The sequence below is a fragment of the Nostoc sp. UCD121 genome, assembly GCF_014222285.1.
Taxonomy (GTDB): domain Bacteria; phylum Cyanobacteriota; class Cyanobacteriia; order Cyanobacteriales; family Nostocaceae; genus Nostoc.
The window spans coordinates 18928-36079 of record NZ_JACKZS010000011.1 but is presented as its reverse complement, the minus strand read 5'-3'; the positions used below and the strand labels follow the sequence as shown (position 1 = coordinate 36079).

17 protein-coding genes and 2 pseudogenes are annotated in these 17152 nt (G+C 41.3%); 6 read left to right on the top strand and 13 right to left on the bottom strand.

Features of this window, described 5'->3' with window-relative positions; all coding sequences use genetic code 11:
- Nucleotides 1-537: 537 nt before the first annotated feature.
- Complete coding sequence (locus GNF10_RS04230) at nt 538-1392, bottom strand: PD-(D/E)XK nuclease family protein (protein ID WP_185584708.1); 855 nt, start codon at nt 1390-1392, stop codon at nt 538-540.
- Nucleotides 1393-1538: 146 nt separating this feature from the next.
- On the opposite strand from GNF10_RS04230, the gene GNF10_RS04225 reads away from it, so the two are divergent.
- From GNF10_RS04225 to GNF10_RS04215, 3 genes and pseudogenes are all read left to right on the top strand, one after another.
- The gene (locus tag GNF10_RS04225; RefSeq protein ID WP_185584709.1) at nt 1539-2954 is read left to right on the top strand and encodes a phosphoglucomutase/phosphomannomutase family protein; all 1416 of its coding nucleotides are present in this window, start codon (nt 1539-1541) and stop codon (nt 2952-2954) included.
- 86 nt (nt 2955-3040) lie between these two features.
- Nucleotides 3041-3316 carry a LapA family protein gene (locus GNF10_RS04220; RefSeq protein WP_114084375.1) on the top strand — a complete coding sequence of 92 codons (276 nt, stop codon included), beginning with the start codon at nt 3041-3043 and terminating at the stop codon, nt 3314-3316.
- A 12-nt stretch (nt 3317-3328) separates the two neighbouring features.
- A pseudogene (locus tag GNF10_RS04215) lies at nt 3329-3526 on the top strand (DUF433 domain-containing protein).
- Between the two features lie 30 nt (nt 3527-3556).
- Here the strand turns inward: GNF10_RS04215 and GNF10_RS04210 are convergent.
- From GNF10_RS04210 to GNF10_RS04200, 3 genes are read right to left on the bottom strand one after another with little or no spacing between them, the layout of a single operon-like run.
- Entirely contained in the window at nt 3557-3742 is a 186-nt protein-coding gene (locus tag GNF10_RS04210; RefSeq protein WP_185584710.1) for a hypothetical protein, read from the bottom strand.
- Nucleotides 3726-4130, bottom strand: coding sequence for a hypothetical protein (locus GNF10_RS38335; RefSeq protein ID WP_185584711.1), 405 nt, complete (start codon nt 4128-4130; stop codon nt 3726-3728). Before GNF10_RS38335 ends, GNF10_RS04210 begins: the two co-directional genes overlap by 17 nt.
- Before the next feature lie 11 nt (nt 4131-4141).
- Nucleotides 4142-5104, bottom strand: a complete 963-nt coding sequence (locus tag GNF10_RS04200; protein WP_185584712.1) for a hypothetical protein — start codon at nt 5102-5104, stop codon at nt 4142-4144.
- 231 nt (nt 5105-5335) lie between these two features.
- On the opposite strand from GNF10_RS04200, the gene GNF10_RS04195 reads away from it, so the two are divergent.
- Complete coding sequence (locus GNF10_RS04195) at nt 5336-5512, top strand: type II toxin-antitoxin system HicB family antitoxin (RefSeq protein ID WP_185584713.1); 177 nt, start codon at nt 5336-5338, stop codon at nt 5510-5512.
- Between the two features lie 16 nt (nt 5513-5528).
- Here the strand turns inward: GNF10_RS04195 and GNF10_RS04190 are convergent, their stop codons facing one another.
- The gene (locus GNF10_RS04190; RefSeq protein WP_185584714.1) at nt 5529-6236 is read right to left on the bottom strand and encodes a hypothetical protein; all 708 of its coding nucleotides are present in this window, start codon (nt 6234-6236) and stop codon (nt 5529-5531) included.
- Between the two features lie 145 nt (nt 6237-6381).
- Nucleotides 6382-7104 carry a Uma2 family endonuclease gene (locus tag GNF10_RS04185; protein WP_185584715.1) on the bottom strand — a complete coding sequence of 241 codons (723 nt, stop codon included), beginning with the start codon at nt 7102-7104 and terminating at the stop codon, nt 6382-6384.
- A gap of 421 nt (nt 7105-7525) precedes the next feature.
- Here GNF10_RS04185 and GNF10_RS04180 point away from each other — a divergent pair, with 421 nt between their 5' ends.
- On the top strand, nt 7526-10126 hold the full coding sequence (locus tag GNF10_RS04180) for an ATP-binding protein (RefSeq protein WP_185584716.1): 2601 nt from the start codon (nt 7526-7528) through the stop codon (nt 10124-10126).
- A 20-nt stretch (nt 10127-10146) separates the two neighbouring features.
- Nucleotides 10147-11096, top strand: a pseudogene (locus tag GNF10_RS04175) (DUF4351 domain-containing protein).
- A 168-nt stretch (nt 11097-11264) separates the two neighbouring features.
- Here the strand turns inward: GNF10_RS04175 and GNF10_RS04170 are convergent.
- The 7 genes from GNF10_RS04170 to GNF10_RS04140 all read right to left on the bottom strand — a co-directional run bounded on the left by GNF10_RS04170 (nt 11265) and on the right by GNF10_RS04140 (nt 17014).
- A complete protein-coding gene (locus GNF10_RS04170) occupies nt 11265-12842 on the bottom strand; it encodes an NAD(P)H-quinone oxidoreductase subunit 4 (RefSeq protein WP_185584717.1) in 1578 nt (525 codons plus the stop codon).
- Between the two features lie 267 nt (nt 12843-13109).
- Nucleotides 13110-13496 (bottom strand): HEPN domain-containing protein, encoded by a 387-nt coding sequence (locus tag GNF10_RS04165; protein ID WP_185584727.1) that lies wholly within the window; start codon nt 13494-13496, stop codon nt 13110-13112.
- Nucleotides 13493-13816, bottom strand: coding sequence for a nucleotidyltransferase domain-containing protein (locus GNF10_RS04160; protein ID WP_185584718.1), 324 nt, complete (start codon nt 13814-13816; stop codon nt 13493-13495). The genes GNF10_RS04165 and GNF10_RS04160 overlap by 4 nt, the downstream gene beginning before the upstream one ends.
- A gap of 29 nt (nt 13817-13845) precedes the next feature.
- A complete protein-coding gene (locus GNF10_RS04155) occupies nt 13846-13998 on the bottom strand; it encodes a hypothetical protein (RefSeq protein ID WP_185584719.1) in 153 nt (50 codons plus the stop codon).
- Nucleotides 13995-14186 carry a type II toxin-antitoxin system HicB family antitoxin gene (locus GNF10_RS04150; RefSeq protein ID WP_185584720.1) on the bottom strand — a complete coding sequence of 64 codons (192 nt, stop codon included), beginning with the start codon at nt 14184-14186 and terminating at the stop codon, nt 13995-13997. Before GNF10_RS04150 ends, GNF10_RS04155 begins: the two co-directional genes overlap by 4 nt.
- Nucleotides 14187-14304: 118 nt before the next feature.
- On the bottom strand, nt 14305-16407 hold the full coding sequence (locus GNF10_RS04145; protein ID WP_185584721.1) for an NAD(P)H-quinone oxidoreductase subunit 5: 2103 nt from the start codon (nt 16405-16407) through the stop codon (nt 14305-14307).
- A 220-nt stretch (nt 16408-16627) separates the two neighbouring features.
- Nucleotides 16628-17014: a co-chaperone YbbN gene (locus GNF10_RS04140; RefSeq protein ID WP_179072891.1), complete on the bottom strand. Its 387-nt coding sequence runs from the start codon at nt 17012-17014 to the stop codon at nt 16628-16630.
- Nucleotides 17015-17152 lie beyond the last annotated feature (138 nt).

The following is a 17152-nucleotide window of genomic DNA, read 5'->3' as shown; positions in this document are numbered from 1 at the left end:
AAAATGTTGCAAAAAAATGTAGGTTGGGTGGAGGCTTTGCGTAACCCAACATCCTGATATATGTTGGGTTGCGCTCCGCTTCACCCAACCTACGTTTAATGCACTGTTTTAGCCTGGACACGCCAGTAGGGTGTGTTATGCCGTAGGCTAACACACCTTAATAAGCTAATGCGCCTACATATTGCACTATTTTCCGTGTAGACCGTCATTAGTCATTAGTCAGTTGTGTGTTACCAAAGACAAAGGACAAATGACAAAGGACAACCTCACCAGCTGATGTGCTTTCTTATATGCGTAACAGCTTACTCTCTGCTTAACCACAATTTTCGTCTAGTTCTAAACTCTTATTCTTATTCAAGTATTCTTTAAAGAATTCAAAAAGTTTCTGTAGTGCCTCATGCTCTTCTACAGAATCGAAAAATATTATTTTAAACCATGACTAACCTGAGTTAATTCTATATTTTTCTTCAATCCATAAAAGTACGAAGATTTAGCAGATTTTTTTGAACATTGAACCAAGATAAATAGGTAAACCAATTAGCTATTAACTCTTAAACTTGGCTGTGGATATGATTGATGCTGCTTAAAATCGGCAAACTCACAGATGGAATTAAATGGACAAAAGCGGCAGTGAGAGCCAGGATTTGGAGGAAAAATCTTACTGAAGTTAGTATTTTTTTCCTGATACTTTTGCAAATCATGCTGGTGCTTGTGGGCAATATTAGCTAACTCAAATTTTAAAGATTCTAACTCGTAATTATTGATGCTAATTAACTCAGACTTTTTACATATTTCTAAATTATAAAATGATGCCACAGCTTCGTGTCCAGGGTAAAGATAACGAGCAGCTAGCAAATAAACTAATGCCTGTCGTTTGTCAAAAGCTGACTTACCTGTTTTGAAATCTAAAATATGTAAAGTCCTATCAGATTCGATGAAAACGCAGTCCATAGCCGCATATAAGCGAAAGCAATAATCCTCTTGTTCAACTACTATTGGCTTAGGAAAGCCTTCATCACCCGGAGTTAATTGGATAATATCTTTATCCAAAAGCAACGGCGCATCATGATATTTTTGCAAAATTTGCAGTACGCGTTGCTGGACTTGAACGCTTGAATTGCCTAATTTAAGTAGCTGTGCAACTCTTTCTACACCATCTGATTGCTTCAGCAGATGCAGATGATGATGAAACTCATAAACACCTTTTTGCGCGAGTATGCCAATGCGCTGAGGTGCAGTGGCTTGCGTTAGCAGTGCTTTGACTTGTGGTTCGTGTTGTCGTGCTTTGATAAACCCCCGTCTCATCTGGCAATGCCAGCGTTCTTGCCCAGTCGCTGGGGCAACTAGAGACCAAAGGTGATAACTGGCAAAAGGTCGATCGGGGGTTGACATTGCTCAGAAACAGTGAGAGAAAATACGGTGGTGAGAAGTTTAAACTAAGGCTTACTTAGAAAAGAACTTCGGAGGATAGTTGCTGCTAAACACGCTTTGCAGGAAGCTTTTATAGTACTGATAATGTACGGGAGCAAGTGGCAAGAATGTCTAGCAAGATAAAATTTGGTACCGATGGATGGCGAGGGATTATTGCCGATGACTTTACTTTCCCCAACGTGCGAAAAGTAACAAGGGCAATCGCCACTTACTTGGAAACAGCCTACACAAAAGATAGACCAGTACTTATTGCCTACGATACTCGCTTTTTAGCTGACCAGTTTGCCAAAACTGCGGCCCAAGTACTGGCAGACTTGGGTTGGACTGTGAAAATTACTGATCGGGATTGCCCCACACCAGTAATTGCCTACAACGCCCGTCACCTAAATTCCGCAGGGGCGTTAATGTTTACTGCTAGTCATAATCCAGCACCTTACTGTGGAATTAAATATATACCCGATTATGCTGGGCCTGCCACTCCAGAGATTACTGATACTATTGTGGCAAATATAGAAAGTGCATCGGATGAGTTACCCGGAAGTAACCCATCAGGTTCAATTTCAATTTTCGATCCGAAACCTGATTACCTGCAATTTATCTACACTCTACTTGATATAGAAAAGATCAAAAGGGCTAATTTAAAGGTAAAGTACGATGCTTTGTATTCTACCTCCCGTGGCTATTTAGATGAAGTTTTACAGCATAGTGGTGTTCAGTTAGAAAGTTTCCACGATTGGAGGGATGTTTTATTTGGCGGTGGAATGCCAGAACCCAAAGGAGAACAATTAGTTGAGTTAGTGGAAGCTGTAGTCCGCGATCAAGCTGATTTGGGCTTGGCGACGGATGGAGATAGCGATCGCTTTGGTATTGTTGATGAACAAGGAACTGTCCTCACTCCGAATACTGTGTTGTTAGTTCTAGCACGTCATTTAATTAAAAACAAAGGTAAAACCGGCGCTATCGTTCGTACTGTAGCGACAACCCACTTGTTGGATAATTTCGCTGCTAAAAATGGGCTGCAAATTTACGAAACAGCAGTTGGTTTTAAATACATCGGTGAAAAAATGCGGGAAACTGCCGTATTAATTGGTGGAGAAGAATCAGGCGGTTTGAGTATTATCGGGCATATTCCCGAAAAAGACGGGATTTTAGCCGATATGCTGGTGGCTGAAGCGATCGCTTATGAAGGTAAACCTTTAAGTCAGCTGGTTAAAGAAGCGATCGCTGAAGCTGATGGGCCACTTTACAACAACCGCCTAGACTTGCACCTCACAGAGGCGCACAAAACAGCCGTTATCGACTCCTTTACTAAAAATCCACCTACAGAGGTAGCAGGAATTAAAGTCAAGGAAGTGGGGCGTAAAGATGGTATTAAGCTGTATTTAGAAGAAGGTAGCTGGGTTTTATTGCGCCCTTCCGGTACAGAACCACTGGTGCGCGTCTACCTAGAAACCAACACTCCCGAAAAACTCGCCCAAATTGCCAAAGAGTTAGAGAGTGTCATTGCTAAATTAGAGAGATAAGAATTAGCAGTGAAAAATTAAGATTTATAAATTAACAATTCTTAACTCCTATTAACAGTTAACTCACTCCTAACTTTGCTCAAAGTATGAAAATCGCTCCTTTTTTGACATCTCTAGTTGTAGCAGTTTGGGTAATTGCGATCGCAGTTATTTCAGTTCAAAATGCCACACCCGTCTCGTTAAAATTCTTAACATTCCAATCGATTCAGATACCACTGGGTTTAGTGTTAGCTTTTAGTGCTTGTTTGGGGTTAATTGGCATGGCACTGCTGCAACCTCTTTGGGGACTTGCTGGTATTGGACAGCGTAATTCTCGATTAGAAGACGATGCCGAATTTTTTGTTGACGATGAAGATTTTTGAGGATTGATAGCTGTGCAGCATCAAAACATTATTACAATCTAACCAGGAAAACGAGGTGGTAAGCCTTGTATTCGAGGAATGCGAATTACTGTATACGATGTTTTATCTTATCTTGCCTCTGGCATGACCTACGAGGAATTGCTTGATAACTTTCCTTATTTGACACAAGAGGATATTTTTGCTTGCCTAAGCTATGCAGCTAATCAATAAAGGCTATGAGCGCAACTTATAAGGCAGATTTTAATTTGTGGATTGAAGAGACAGCCCAACTATTGCGATCGCATCGATAGTGGCGATCGCTATTATCCTCAAAGCCTTTGTAACCCGTAAGCCTCGTACTACATGAAAAAAGCCTACCAACGTAGGCTTTTTGAGAAAGGCTTGGGAGAGTGATCGCACTGTTATAAAATCAAAATGTCCATTCATGATCTGGATCATCCAGGGCGGCGCGAACAGAAGCTAAGTTAGCAAGGTCTTTGAAAGGGCTTGATTTAGCTATTTCTGTGATTGAGTTTAAGGTAAGGGCTAGTTGTTCATTATTGCCGGATGCGATCGCATTATCAACGACAGCAAACAAGGCGCGAAAGTTTTCTGCACGTTCATCAAAAGAGCGATCTAGATACGCCATCAGTAACTCTCGCTGGGCGTTTATCTTGGTGATTGTTTCTTTTTCCCAAGTTTCAATCTCTTGTCTCTTTGTCTGTTCTTGTTGAGCAATTATTTTATATTCACTATAAGCTGAAACCATTTGCTGTAAGCATTCAGCAGGATTGATAAATTCCTTGACTACTGTGGTAACTTTTTTAGTCGACATTCCTAATTAGCTCACAAAGTACGATATTTGGCTTGTATATTCGCAGTAACAGGATTCAACTGCCCTTCACTATCTAAAACAGGAGTTTTCATGATTTCTGCAAGTGCTTTAACAAAAAGCGCGACTTTTTGAAACTTACTAGCGTCCCTGTTTTTGTCGAATGATGGTAAAGATTCAAGTTCTTGAAGACCTAAAATAGCAGATTTATCCAGACATTCAAATACACCTTGTAACTCAGTAATCCGCCGTTTTACTTGTTGCATAAAGTCTTTTGCTGCTTCGATTTTAACGATTGCAGTGTTGACTTCAGCGTTGTACTCCCATGCCTTAGTCAATGCTTTTTCGCCTTCACCAGCAAGTACAAAGCCTCCAATAAGAACAGCGGGGCCAACAGTGATACCACCTAACACAAGAGAACCAAGAGCCATACCTCCACCGCCAGCAGCTAATGAGCCACCGCCCAACCATGCTAGAGTTGCATTCCAGGCTGCTGCACCGCTAAGTCCTCCTATAAGTGTCCCAGTGCTGGCTACTCCTACAGAGGTAGCAAGACTCATTGCACCACCATATCCTGCTGCTGCTGCTCCAATCGCCTTAGTGCCACCGTTGAAAAACTGTTCAGCTTGTAATGCGGCAGCTTTGTACTCCTTAATCTGCTGAACTGAAATTCCTTCCAGCCCTTCTAAAAACTCCTTCTCGCTTTGTTTTGATTTACCAATATTTCGTTCAATAAAGTCAAGAAAGCGCCCAACTGTAGTCATCATCACATCAAGCTGAAGTTGACCATACTCTTCAGCAAGCTCGTTAGTCGCCTCCCAGTCTGCTTTCAACTCACTGACTGCATAGGAGTGACGGTTTTGGGCACGTTCACCAATTTCCTTCGCTTCATTCATATTCCCAACACCTTCAGCACCTTTTACTGCTCCGAAAGCAGCGGTTCCTAAAGCGATAGCACCCAAAATCAATGGAATCATGAAATACTCCTGATTGTGATTAGTATTTGGTTAATACTTGTCTACGGGTTTGCCATAAAAATAAGGCATCAACTTATACTTATATTTCCCGGAGATGCCAATTAATGAACATTCAGAAGGTATAAATTTGAGGCTGCAATGAATACAGTTGTCAATCCTGCTCGTGTTGAGTGCGATCGCACTCAGCTTGACGCTAAAATATTAGTCGCAATCTTGTAGAGATGATTGGCGATGAAAATTAAAGCAGTTATCTGGCAAGAGGATGGTGTGTGGTGTGCTTCTGTACCTGCCCTACCAGGATGTCACACTTGCGGAAACAGCTACGAACATCTATTAGAAATGCTGCAAGATGCAATTCAAGGTTGGTTGGAAGTTGCTAGTCAACGGGAAAAACTTCACAGAATCTAATCTAAGTTTAGTAACTTTAGGTTAGTTGTAGCTTCAGGTAATCAATGAATTCCAGAATTTCTGTATCAGTGAGTTGTAAGCGCGATCGCTTGCCATATTTCTGCTGCAAATAATCCCTTCCCTGCTCTGGAGTCCAATTTAATTGGGCTAAATATGTGTCAGTTTTAGCTATAAAAACATCACGCGGTTCAGGCGTTTTTATATTGTCACTTGCTTCTGATTGAGATTGATTTTTATCTTGATTATAATTGTGAATTTTATTAATTTTTAAACTTACTTTTTGCCCTACAGCTTGCCAGTCTAATTCCTTATGTCCATCCCAACTAACACCTACCGAACGATAAGTTATTGGATCGTAAATTTTACAAAAAACTACATTACTATCTCCAGGACTAACGGCGATCGTTAGTGGATTACACAATTCTTTACAAGTAAGGGTATCTAAAGATAACAATAAACTTTTAGAAAAGAAAGAGTCGCTACCTGAACGGATAATATAAGGTTTATCTGCCAAAATATATAAATCGTTTTTTTCAACTGGCCCGAATTTAGTTTCAAACTTTCTATTAACTTCTATCTCTGTAATTACCCCAGTCAAGGCTCTTTCATTAATTGGGATGCGTTTTTCATCTTCAGCAAGCATATACCAACAGTGATCGGCTTCTTTGCTGACAAAGACATATTGAGGTTTTGGGACTGCTCCAAATCCTAATTTAACTTCCATATTTTTTATGCAGGTTTTGATATATTTATTTAGCAACAAGTCATTACGATTTGTACCGTTAAGCTATTAGTTGCTCATAAATATAATTCCCTACCCAGGAAGATAATTAACATTAAGGCAGCGAAAATTACAAAATTTGGTGAATCTATAACAAACTTTCTGGATCAACACCAAGTGCATTCAACCTTTCAATTAACATTTTCACTTTTTGTTCTGCTTCCACTCGTCGCTCTTCTTCAAAAGCTGCGCGTTCTTCCGCTTCTCTAATGCGTTCTTCTGGTGTGAGCAATTTTTGCCCTTCCTCGTCATACCAGTACAGCCATTCTCGGACTATACCTTGATAAATTCCCCGTTCTCGCCCAATTCCTAAACCAATTTCTGGTAGCCAAACGGGATTTCCTGACATTAAGATATATTCCCCATCAACTAGGTGATACACCTCCAAAGGTGTCTTTTTCCGGCGAAGGGGACTATACACAACATAGTACAAAATTCCTAATTCTTTAGCATAGAGTTCTTTCTTGCTGCTATGTTCTTCCCGATATATTTGAGAAACAACTTCTAGTGCTAAAATTGGCAGCTTTTTTTCTTCCCATAGCACATAACTTAGGCGTAAGTCCTCATCAATTACACGTTTAACTCCTAAGCTGAGAAACCCATCAGGGACAATGGCTGGCTTATCTGGGTGATAATAAATACCCATATCAACACCAAAAAACCAATCCCAGCGATCGCACCAAACTAAAGCCAGTGTCGTTTTCAGCAAGCCAGGAATTAAATTTTGGACTTCATTATCCACAGGGGTATCATTTGAGTCGGGTAGCTCTTCGGAAGATGGCAAACAATGTAGCGGATTGTAGTTTAACATGAGCGGTTTTGCCAAATCTGATTCTAGATAGATTGTACGTAATCTATTGATATGCGATCGCAGCGCCAGAATAAAGAACCATTTTTAGCGATGCCGAATAGCCTGTCGTAGCCATAGCTTCTCTTTATTTTCAGTATTGAAAAGCAATTGCAAGTGTAATTTTCTAATTAGGTAATTTTTCGGTACTGACTATGAGAGTGTCTAACCCACAATAGCAAAAAAGGGTGGAATATTGTTCAACTAGAACATTCCAGAAGTCGCAGAGTATTCAATTTCATGGTGAATTTGGTAGCTGGGCTGATTAGCTATACCTACCAAGAGAAAAAGGCTTTTCTCAACCTTGACTCCGAAAATATGGCGTAGCTGGAACTTCGCTGATTTTTAGCCCGATTTTTTTCTGAATCGTACTTAAGTATCAGATATGTCACCACAGAGCCATTCACGAATTTTAATCAAACACTTTTTAGCCGTTTTTTTACCATTATCGGCCTTCGTTGGAAGTGTTGTAGGGACTATTTATTACCAACAGGTACAGACGGAGAAAATTATTTTAAAAACTAATGAACTTGACAAAGTAGATTTAGAAACAAAAGTAATTAGTGGAGACTTTCACTCCGTTGTTTCAGATTTGATTGTCATTTCTAAACAAAACGAGCTACAGAGAATTTTAGAAGGAGTAGATGAAGAAAAACAGGCACTTTCTAGAGAATTCTTATCATTTTCTCAATATAAAAAACTTTACGACCAAATTCGCTTTTTGGATCAATCAGGTAAAGAAGTTGTCAGAGTCAACTTCAAACAGGGTGAACCAGAGATTGTCCCCGAAGAAAAACTGCAAGTGCAAGCCAAGCGCTACTGGTTTAATGACACTTTGCGGCTGAACCAAGGAGAAGTGTTTGTCTCTCCCCTTGACCTCAACATTGAACGAGGTCAGGTTCAACAACCCTTGAAGCCAATGATCCGCTTTGGCATTCCCGTTTTTGATCGTCGTGGACAGAAACGAGGCATTGTAGTGTTAAATTATTTCGGTGCTAAACTGCTGGATAATTTTAATCAAGCTTTCGCTAACGTACCTAGTCAGGGAATGCTGCTGAATGCTGATGGTTATTGGTTAAAAGGGGCTAAATCTGAGGACGAATGGGGATTTATGTTTCCCGAGCGCAAAAACCACACTTTTGGCAAAACTTTTCCCCAAGCATGGCAGCAAATTTCTCAAAAAGAATCGGGACAATTCCAAACTGCTGAGGGAATGTTCACTTTTACTACAGTTTATCCACTTCTTGAAGGACAAAAATCTAGTACAGGAGCAGGACAGGCTTTTGCACCAAGCCAAAATCAAATTGATACCAAATCCTATTATTGGAAGATTGTCTCATGGGTATCGCCAGAGATGTTGATGGCCAAATCAAACCGATTTTTGAGCCAATTGCTACTTCTATATGCTGGGTTAGTAGGACTCATTGGTATTGGTTCTTGGCTACTAGCAAAAGCTAGTGTCAATCGTCAGATGGCCCAGCTAGAGTTAAAGCAGTCTGAAGCTCAGTTACGAAAGCTAGTTGAACGGGAAAAAATTCTTAAAACTCGTTTATCTAGTCAGATTCGCAACTCGCTGGATCTAAATACGATTTTGAGTACAGTGGTTGTTGAAGTTCGGGAACTGCTACAGATTGATCGATGCCAGTTTTTTTGGTGTCATCAAGAAGATGAATCTACTAGTTTTGAACTCAGTCAACAAGCTTGGGCTTCCGACTTGCCAGAACCTTTAGGCTGTTCTCCTATCCAGAATGTGGAAGCACTGAGTGAGGCTATTCTACAAGGGAATTTGCTTTGCTTTGATGACATTGCAACAGATCCCTGGCTTGATTTCAAAAATCGGAATTTACTAGTGACATTGGGTTTTAAGTCTCTCCTAACAGTTTCGGTTCAAACTCAGTCGGGTCGCTTGGGTGTGATTGTCTGCGAACATAGTAGGGCGCTGCGTTCTTGGAGTGATGAAGAGGTGGAACTGATTCGAGGTGTAGCTGACCAGTTAGCGATCGCCATTGACCAAGCGCAATTGTATAATCAAAGCCGCGCTGCCACTGCTGCTGCAACTACTCAAGCAGAACAACTCAACCAAGTACTACACAATCTCAAACAGACCCAAGCTCAACTAATTCAAACTGAAAAAATGTCGAGTTTAGGCCAATTAGTGGCTGGGGTAGCTCACGAAATCAATAACCCAGTTAACTTTATCTACGGTAATCTGACCCATGTAAATGAATATACGCTGGGCTTATTGGAACTGGTAGAACTTTATCAAAAGTCCAATGCTACTCCAACACATGAAGTACAAGCTTATATAGAAGCGATCGATCTTGACTTTATGGCTGAGGATCTACCTAAAATCCTAAGTTCAATGAAAATGGGAGCTAATCGCATTCGTGAAATAGTTCTATCCTTGCGGAATTTTTCTCGACTTGACGAAGCGGATATGAAGCCTGTCAACATTCACGAAGGTATTGATAGCACACTACTGATTTTACAAAATCGCCTCAAACAAACGTCTGGAAATACCGGAATTGAAATAGTCAAAGAATACGGTGATATCCCTTTAGTAGATTGCTATGCTGGACAACTCAATCAGGTATTTATGAATCTCATCAGTAATGCCATTGATGCCTTAGATAGTTATAACAGTCAGCGAACTCTTGAAGACATAGAAGCTAACCCCAGCCAAATTGTAATTCGTACTCAGTTACGCAACCCAGATCGCATAACTATACAAATTGCAGATAATGGTGCTGGCATAACCCCAGCAGTTAAGCAACGATTATTTGACCCTTTCTTTACCACAAAACCCGCAGGTAAAGGCACAGGATTAGGATTGGCAATTAGCGCTCAGATTGTCGCAGAAAAACACAATGGAGCTATCTGGTGTATTTCAGAACCAGGACGGGGAGCAGAATTTTGGGTTGAGATTCCGATTTCTCAAAGTAGTACACTAGCTACTACAAGTACTGCTACTCTATCTAGAATTTGATGCCACTCTAGGCAAATGACATGACTAATGTTAACGACCGCGCTGATTTTGATAGCCCTTGGAAAGAAATTATAGAAGCTTATTTTCCCCAAGCAATGCATTTCTTTTTTCCAGAAACTTCTGCATTAATTGATTGGGAACGTCCCTACGAATTTCTAGATAAAGAATTCCAACAAATAGCTCGTGAAGCCGAACAGGGTAAGAGATATGCCGATCAATTAGTCAAAGTTTGGCAAATCCAAGGGGAAGAACTTTGGTTATTAATCCATGTTGAAATTCAAGCACAAAAAGAAGATAACTTTAGTAAGCGGATGTTTACCTACAACTTTCGTATATTTGACCGCTTTGATCAACCAGCAATAAGCCTTGCAATTCTCTGCGATCCAAACCGCGAATTGCGACCCAGTAATTACAGTTACAATTATCCCAATACTCGCTTAAACTTTGAGTTTGGCAGTATTAAACTTTTGGATTATATCGCTTCCAGGAGTTAGAAAATAGCGATAATCCATTTGCAAATGTTGTTATGGCACATTTGAAAATGCAGCAGACACGCTCATCACCAGAACAACGCAAAATATGGAAATTTAGCTTAATTCGTAGGCTCTATGATTTAGGTTTACAAGAGCAGGATATTCGCAACCTGTATCGATTTATCGATTGGGTTATGATATTACCAAAGGCATTAGAAAATCAGTTTTGGGAAGAGTTTAAACAATTTGAGCAGGAGCGAACTATGAGATATGTAACTACAGGTGAGCGCATCGGCTACGAGCGCGGAAAACAAGAAGGTGAACAACAGCTTATTTTAAGGTTACTACAAAGGCGAGTGGGAGAATTATCACTAGAATTGCAAGAGCGCATCAAATCTCTTTCTTTAAATCAATTAGAAACCCTTGGCGAAGCTTTGTTAGATTTTACTGTTATGGAAGATTTACTTAACTGGTTGCAAACAAATCAATCAGCTTAATATCTATTTTTATCAAAATTCACTTACGCTATACAGGATTTTTTAAATCAGTTCGATGATTTATTTTTTACTTTGCCCCATAAAAAGTTACGAATGAGTAACAAAAAGGGCAAGTATAACACCTGCCCTCAAAACAATCAATATTAAAACTAAACTAGCGATCGCAACTTAATTACCAATTTGAGGCGCACTCAAAGAAACCTTTAGCGTTTCTTCTTGTTTCTGTGCTAATGTCGGCACGGAATCACGCAATCTTGCTGTCAATTGTACAGTTGTCGCGTCATACATTTGAGTCAGCAATTTTGGATAGAAACCAATACCAATAATTGGAATTAACAAACAGGCAATGATAAATACTTCGCGGGGTTCAGCATCTATCAAAGCTTGGTGAGAAACTAATTCCTTGTTCTCTTCTCCGTAAAAAATTTCTCGTAACATCGACAGCAGATAAATCGGAGTTAAAATTACTCCAACTGCCATCAAGAACACCACGATAACTTTGAAGGTAGAGCTATAAGCATCGCTAGTAGCAAAGCCAACAAATACCATTAATTCTGCCACGAAACCGCTCATCCCCGGCAATGCCAAAGAAGCCATCGAACAGGTAGTGAACATGGCGAAAATCTTCGGCATTCTCTTCGCGACACCGCCCATTTCATCCAACATCAGGGTGTGGGTGCGATCGTAAGTTGCGCCAACCAGGAAGAATAAACTCGCCCCAATTAACCCGTGGGAAACCATTTGTAACACCGCTCCACTCAATCCCAAATCAGTGAAGGAGGCAATACCAATCATCACAAAGCCCATGTGAGAAATTGAGGAGTAAGCAATTTTTCGCTTCAGGTTGCGCTGGGCAAAGGATGTTAAGGCAGCGTAGATGATATTAACTACCCCCAAAACTACCAACACTGGTGCAAAATAAGCGTGGGCATCGGGGAGCATTTGAGCATTCATCCGAATTAAGGCGTAACCGCCCATTTTCAAGAGAATACCTGCTAATAACATGTGTACGGGGGCTGTAGCTTCACCATGGGCATCAGGTAGCCAGGTGTGCAAGGGAATAATCGGCAACTTGACGGCGTAGGCAATCAGGAAGCCAGCATAAAGGGCAAGTTGGAAATTCAGCGCGAAATCTTTTAAGGCGATCGCTCGCATGTCGAACGTCACCGTATCGCCGTAAAATCCCATTGTCAGGGCAGACAGCAAAATAAACAGCGAACCGCCTGCGGTGTATAAAATGAATTTGGTCGCTGCATATTGCCGTCTTTTGCCTCCCCAAATTGACAGCAGGAAGTATATCGGTACTAGTTCCAGTTCCCACACCAGGAAAAATAACAGCATATCCTGGACGGCGAACACGGCAATCTGACCGCCATACATCGCCAAAATCAAGAAGTAAAATAGCTTGGGCTTGAAGGTGACAGGCCAAGCTGCTAAAATCGCCAGCGTGGTAATGAATCCAGTCAAAATAATTAGGGGCATGGATAAGCCATCTGCCCCTACTGACCAATTCAAACCCATTTGTGGTACCCAGGGGTAACTTTCCACCAACTGCAAATCTGGATTGGAGAAATCATACCCAGTATAAAAAGCATAAACAATTAGTGCAAAATCTATCAGCCCCACGATAAGGGAGTACCAGCGCACTGTTTTGCCTTCTTTATCAGGAATGACGGGAAGAAGTAGCGACGCGGCTATCGGAAACAGAATAATCGTCGTCAGCCACGGAAAATTAGCTATATTCATCACAATTCGTCTGCTATCAAAATCATGTTTGGCAAAAAGTCACTAGTTATTAAGTAACAGCTTTTTGGGGATTTCGTCTTCCTCGTTAGGTTGATTTAATTAAATTGGCAATCCCTCGTTTCTTCTCTTGGAAGTCTTTTTTGACATTTGGGGGTGCGGAATGTGCGTTGTGATACTCCCAGTCCAGTCAAAAATTTACCCTAAAAAAGTTGGTAAAATTATAGTTTAGGGGTGCGATCGCAATGATAAAGCTCTTTTTGTGCTTGTTCAAGAGGATAAAGAGTCAATATTTGCTTTGGCATAATTAAGAATTTCGAGAGTTATTTGAATAATCTGCTCGGCATCAGCTTGGTTAATATTAGGATCAGTATTATAGTCAGCGCGTAAACGAGTTCTTTCTGCATCAATTAAATAACGATGAAATTCACGAAGAACTCGTTGTAGACGTGCAAATCTTTCTCCAAAAGCAGCAATTACGGCTGAATGTTTAGAGTAAGCAAGCCCTTCCCCTTCTAAAAAAGCGGTAGCAATATAAAACATTGCGTAATAGCCACGAGATGCTGCAAATTCAGCAAAACCTTTTTGGTTGAGTTCTTGTGCTGCTTGCAAACTTCTCTCTGCTTTTTCTAGGAGTCTTAGTTGTTCAGGGGTTATATTAATAACCCATCTTGCCTGACATTACGAAAGAAACCACTATTATAATTTTCTAGTTGTTCACTAGTAGCAAAAGCACAACTAATTAAAACGTTATATTCTAGACATAAATCAGCAATAATTTGACTGATCTTTTCACTTTCTTGAGAATAGTTAAAGACATCTTTTAATACAATTAAAATATCAATATCTGAGTCTGGTTGTGCTGTTCCTCTGGCTTGTGAACCAAATAAAATTAGTTTGTCTAATTGTTCTCCATAAAGTTGTTTTAAGTTTTCGCGTATTTTGGGTAGAATTGTTGAAATTGGTTGATATAGCATAAGAAATCAACAATTACTTAGTTTTATGCCTATATTAACTCAAGAGCGATGTCTTCTCTGCGTAGGGCAGCATATCGTAGATAGATGCGCTGTGAATAGCGATCGCAGCTATGACTAAATAGCTTGTCTTCGCTTTTTAATAGAGTTTCTTCAATCTTAGTGATTAAATCTCTTCGTTTCATGAAACTTCAAGTTCTGCAACTCTACGAATATTTTGGATATTTCCACTTGTTAATTCACTGTAAATATCGAGTAGATTTTCTTTTAGCTCCTCTTCGGTTTTACCCTGAGTCCAATAGTCAGGATATTCTTCGAGATAACCTAACCACATATCATCATCTTGCCAGTAAATGTATTTCTTCTTTGTCATGTGCCTATTCACTGCCTTTTTCTAAACTATCGAATTACTGAACTATCCGCCAAAAAAAAGAGTCTAAATTAGACTCTTAAAAAAATTAGGGGCGGACAGTCGCCCACCCCTACAAAAATTAGGTAACACCAAAGACAATCACTAAGCCCAAAACCGCCCCAAACACAATCAAGGCATAGAATTGAGCGCGACCGTTTTCTAGGTACTTCAGACCTTCACCGCTAACAAGGGTGAAGAAGCCTGTAAGGTTAACAGCACCATCTACAACGCGGAAGTCAACTTCCATAACTTGTCTAGCTAGGCGACGCAAGCCGAGGACAAAAACCCGATGGTAAATGTCATCAAAGTACCACTTGTTAAGGGATAACTCGTAAAGTGGTTTGATTTGAGCAGCGATCGCAGCCGGGTCAATTTTACGGCGCAAATACATCAGCGAAGCCAGGGTAATCGCAATTAAAGATATTCCGACTGAAGCACCCGCCATGATGTAGAATTCCGTCGGATTGAACTCGGCAGCCTTTTCTATAACTTCGGAAAGGGTTTCGCTAGGAGGAAAGATAAACTCTTCAAAATAATTGGCGTAGGGTGTTCCCACCAAACCAATCAAAATCGAAGGCACTGCTAGCAGTGCCAACGGTAGCGTCATTGTCCACGGCGATTCGTGGGGTGAGTCGCTGTGATGCCCGTGGGAGTCATGGGAGTCATGATGCTCGCTAGTTGCGGCCAATTCTCCTTTCTTCATCGCCCCAGGCCCAAAATTCGGGGCTGGTTCTGCTGACTCTAATTCCAGGACAATTGTCGCCGCAGCCTTCTTGAGTTTTTCCTTGATTTTCTCGTCATTACCCCGAAATTCGCCTTCAAATGTCGAGAAATACATTCTAAACATATAGAAAGCTGTAATCCCGGCAGTTAGCCAGCCAATCAACCAGAGGAATGGATTAGCCTCAAAAGCTTTCCCTAGAATTTCATCTTTTGACCAGAAACCAGCAAAGGGTGGAATACCAGAAATTGCCAAGCAACCAATCAAAAAGGTAATTGAGGTGACAGGCATATACTTTCGCAGTCCACCCATCAAGCGCATATCTTGCGCTAGGGCGGGGTCGTGTCCAACAACACCTTCCATACCGTGAATTACTGAACCTGAACCCAAGAACAGCATCGCCTTAAAATAGGCGTGGGTCATCAGGTGGAATAGTCCAGCACTGTAGGAACCTATTCCCATTGCCATCACCATGTAACCAAGTTGGGAGATGGTGGAGTAAGCCAAGCCCTTCTTGATGTCGTTTTGGGTAATAGCAATGGTTGCCCCCAAAAACGCCGTAAACGCCCCAGTATAGGCAATGACGTTCATTGCGGCTGGAACGTGTTCAAATACTGGGTACATCCGGGCAATGAGGAAAACACCAGCCGCCACCATTGTTGCCGCGTGAATCAAGGCAGAAATGGGGGTGGGGCCTTCCATTGCATCTGGTAGCCAGACATGGAGAGGGAATTGGGCTGATTTCGCAACTGGGCCTAAGAAAACTAAAATCGCCAACAGGACAGCGAGGAAGTTGCTGATAGAACCTGATTGCACGAGTTCGGCGAGGCGATCGCCCATGATATTAAAATCAAAGCTTCCTGTCGCCCAGAATAGCCCCAAAATGCCGAGTAACAAACCAAAGTCACCTACGCGGTTAGTTACAAACGCTTTTTGAGCGGCATCGGCTGCTGACTTGCGATCGTACCAAAAGCCGACCAGCAAGTAGGAACACATCCCCACAAGTTCCCAGAATATATAAATCTGTACTAGGTTGGGGCTGATCACCAGACCTAACATTGAGGAGCCAAACAAACTGAGATAGGCGTAAAACCTCACGTAGCCGGGATCGTGAGCCATGTAGCCATCGGTATAAACCATGACTAAGCAGGCTACTGTTGTGACAATCACCAGCATTAGGGCTGTCAGGTGGTCAATAGTGTAGCCCATGCTCAGGTGAAAATTACCTGCTGCCGCCCACTCAAAGGTGCGGAGATAAGGCGCATGTCCTTGAATTTGACTCCATAACAAGGCAAACGACAGCCCCATAGCTGCTGCCATCATGGAGATAATCACCACAGCGTTAAGCTGCCGTAGGCGGTTTGTCACCTGATTCAACGAGATTAACCCTAGACCGACCAGCATTGCCCCAAAAAGAGGGAATACCGGAATCAGCCAGGCATACTGATAGATTACTTCCATCACTGACGCCTACTTTTAGAATTCTTGATTTAGCGTGTCGAAACTGTTAATAATTGTGACACACACCCTTTAGGATAAAATAACCCACCCAAGACTGATTGGGTGGGGTGTTAAGCATGGTTTTAGATTTGGTCATTAGTCATTAGTCATTTGTCATTGGTCATTAGTCATTTGTCCAATGCCCCATGCCCTATTCCCCATGCCCTATTCCCAATATTCATCAAGCTGACCGACACTCTAAGTCCACTGTTTTTGGACTCTTGTAGATTTTCGCGTAATTGCTGTAGCTGGCTTTAATGTCTTCTAAAGCTAGACGTAAATCTTCTCTGCCGCGAAAGCCTTCCAAGCGATGGCGAACAGTGCCATTTTGAATCAGTAGTAAAGTTGGCAGTGACTTTAGCTTATAAGTAGTAGACAATTTAAAATTTTGATCGGCGTTAACCCCAACTAATTTAATTTCGTCCCCACATTGGGCTTGAAATTGCAACAACAGTGGGTGTATAATCCGACACAAACCACACCAAGGTGCTTCAAAGTTAACTAAAACAGGAATAGGTGATTCTAAAACTTCTTGAGTAAATGTCCGTTCACTAACCGACAACACCATGACGCCTCTTGGATTATAAGGTTTTTATATCAAACTACCTATCAATACTGAAGTGAAGGATTGGTAAGTCAGTAACTGCCGATAGATGCTTTCAGGAACCAAATCTCAGGACACAGAATAATTGGGCAAAAATTCAGT

Excerpts from the sequence above, each read along its gene's own strand:
- GNF10_RS04185 (WP_185584715.1), bottom strand. The coding sequence starts at position 7,104 with ATGTTAAACTACAATCCGCTACATTGTTTGCCATCTTCCGAAGAGCTA.
- GNF10_RS04150 (WP_185584720.1), bottom strand. The coding sequence starts at position 14,186 with ATGACAAAGAAGAAATACATTTACTGGCAAGATGATGATATGTGGTTA.
- GNF10_RS04210 (WP_185584710.1), bottom strand. The coding sequence starts at position 3,742 with ATGAATGGACATTTTGATTTTATAACAGTGCGATCACTCTCCCAAGCC.
- GNF10_RS04195 (WP_185584713.1), top strand. The coding sequence starts at position 5,336 with ATGAAAATTAAAGCAGTTATCTGGCAAGAGGATGGTGTGTGGTGTGCT.
- GNF10_RS04140 (WP_179072891.1), bottom strand. The coding sequence starts at position 17,014 with ATGGTGTTGTCGGTTAGTGAACGGACATTTACTCAAGAAGTTTTAGAA.
- GNF10_RS04190 (WP_185584714.1), bottom strand. The coding sequence starts at position 6,236 with ATGGAAGTTAAATTAGGATTTGGAGCAGTCCCAAAACCTCAATATGTC.
- GNF10_RS04200 (WP_185584712.1), bottom strand. The coding sequence starts at position 5,104 with ATGATTCCATTGATTTTGGGTGCTATCGCTTTAGGAACCGCTGCTTTC.
- GNF10_RS04160 (WP_185584718.1), bottom strand. The coding sequence starts at position 13,816 with ATGCTATATCAACCAATTTCAACAATTCTACCCAAAATACGCGAAAAC.
- GNF10_RS04220 (WP_114084375.1), top strand. The coding sequence starts at position 3,041 with ATGAAAATCGCTCCTTTTTTGACATCTCTAGTTGTAGCAGTTTGGGTA.
- GNF10_RS04145 (WP_185584721.1), bottom strand. The coding sequence starts at position 16,407 with ATGGAAGTAATCTATCAGTATGCCTGGCTGATTCCGGTATTCCCTCTT.
- GNF10_RS38335 (WP_185584711.1), bottom strand. The coding sequence starts at position 4,130 with ATGTCGACTAAAAAAGTTACCACAGTAGTCAAGGAATTTATCAATCCT.
- GNF10_RS04170 (WP_185584717.1), bottom strand. The coding sequence starts at position 12,842 with ATGAATATAGCTAATTTTCCGTGGCTGACGACGATTATTCTGTTTCCG.
- GNF10_RS04155 (WP_185584719.1), bottom strand. The coding sequence starts at position 13,998 with ATGAAACGAAGAGATTTAATCACTAAGATTGAAGAAACTCTATTAAAA.
- GNF10_RS04225 (WP_185584709.1), top strand. The coding sequence starts at position 1,539 with ATGTCTAGCAAGATAAAATTTGGTACCGATGGATGGCGAGGGATTATT.
- GNF10_RS04180 (WP_185584716.1), top strand. The coding sequence starts at position 7,526 with ATGTCACCACAGAGCCATTCACGAATTTTAATCAAACACTTTTTAGCC.
- GNF10_RS04230 (WP_185584708.1), bottom strand. The coding sequence starts at position 1,392 with ATGTCAACCCCCGATCGACCTTTTGCCAGTTATCACCTTTGGTCTCTA.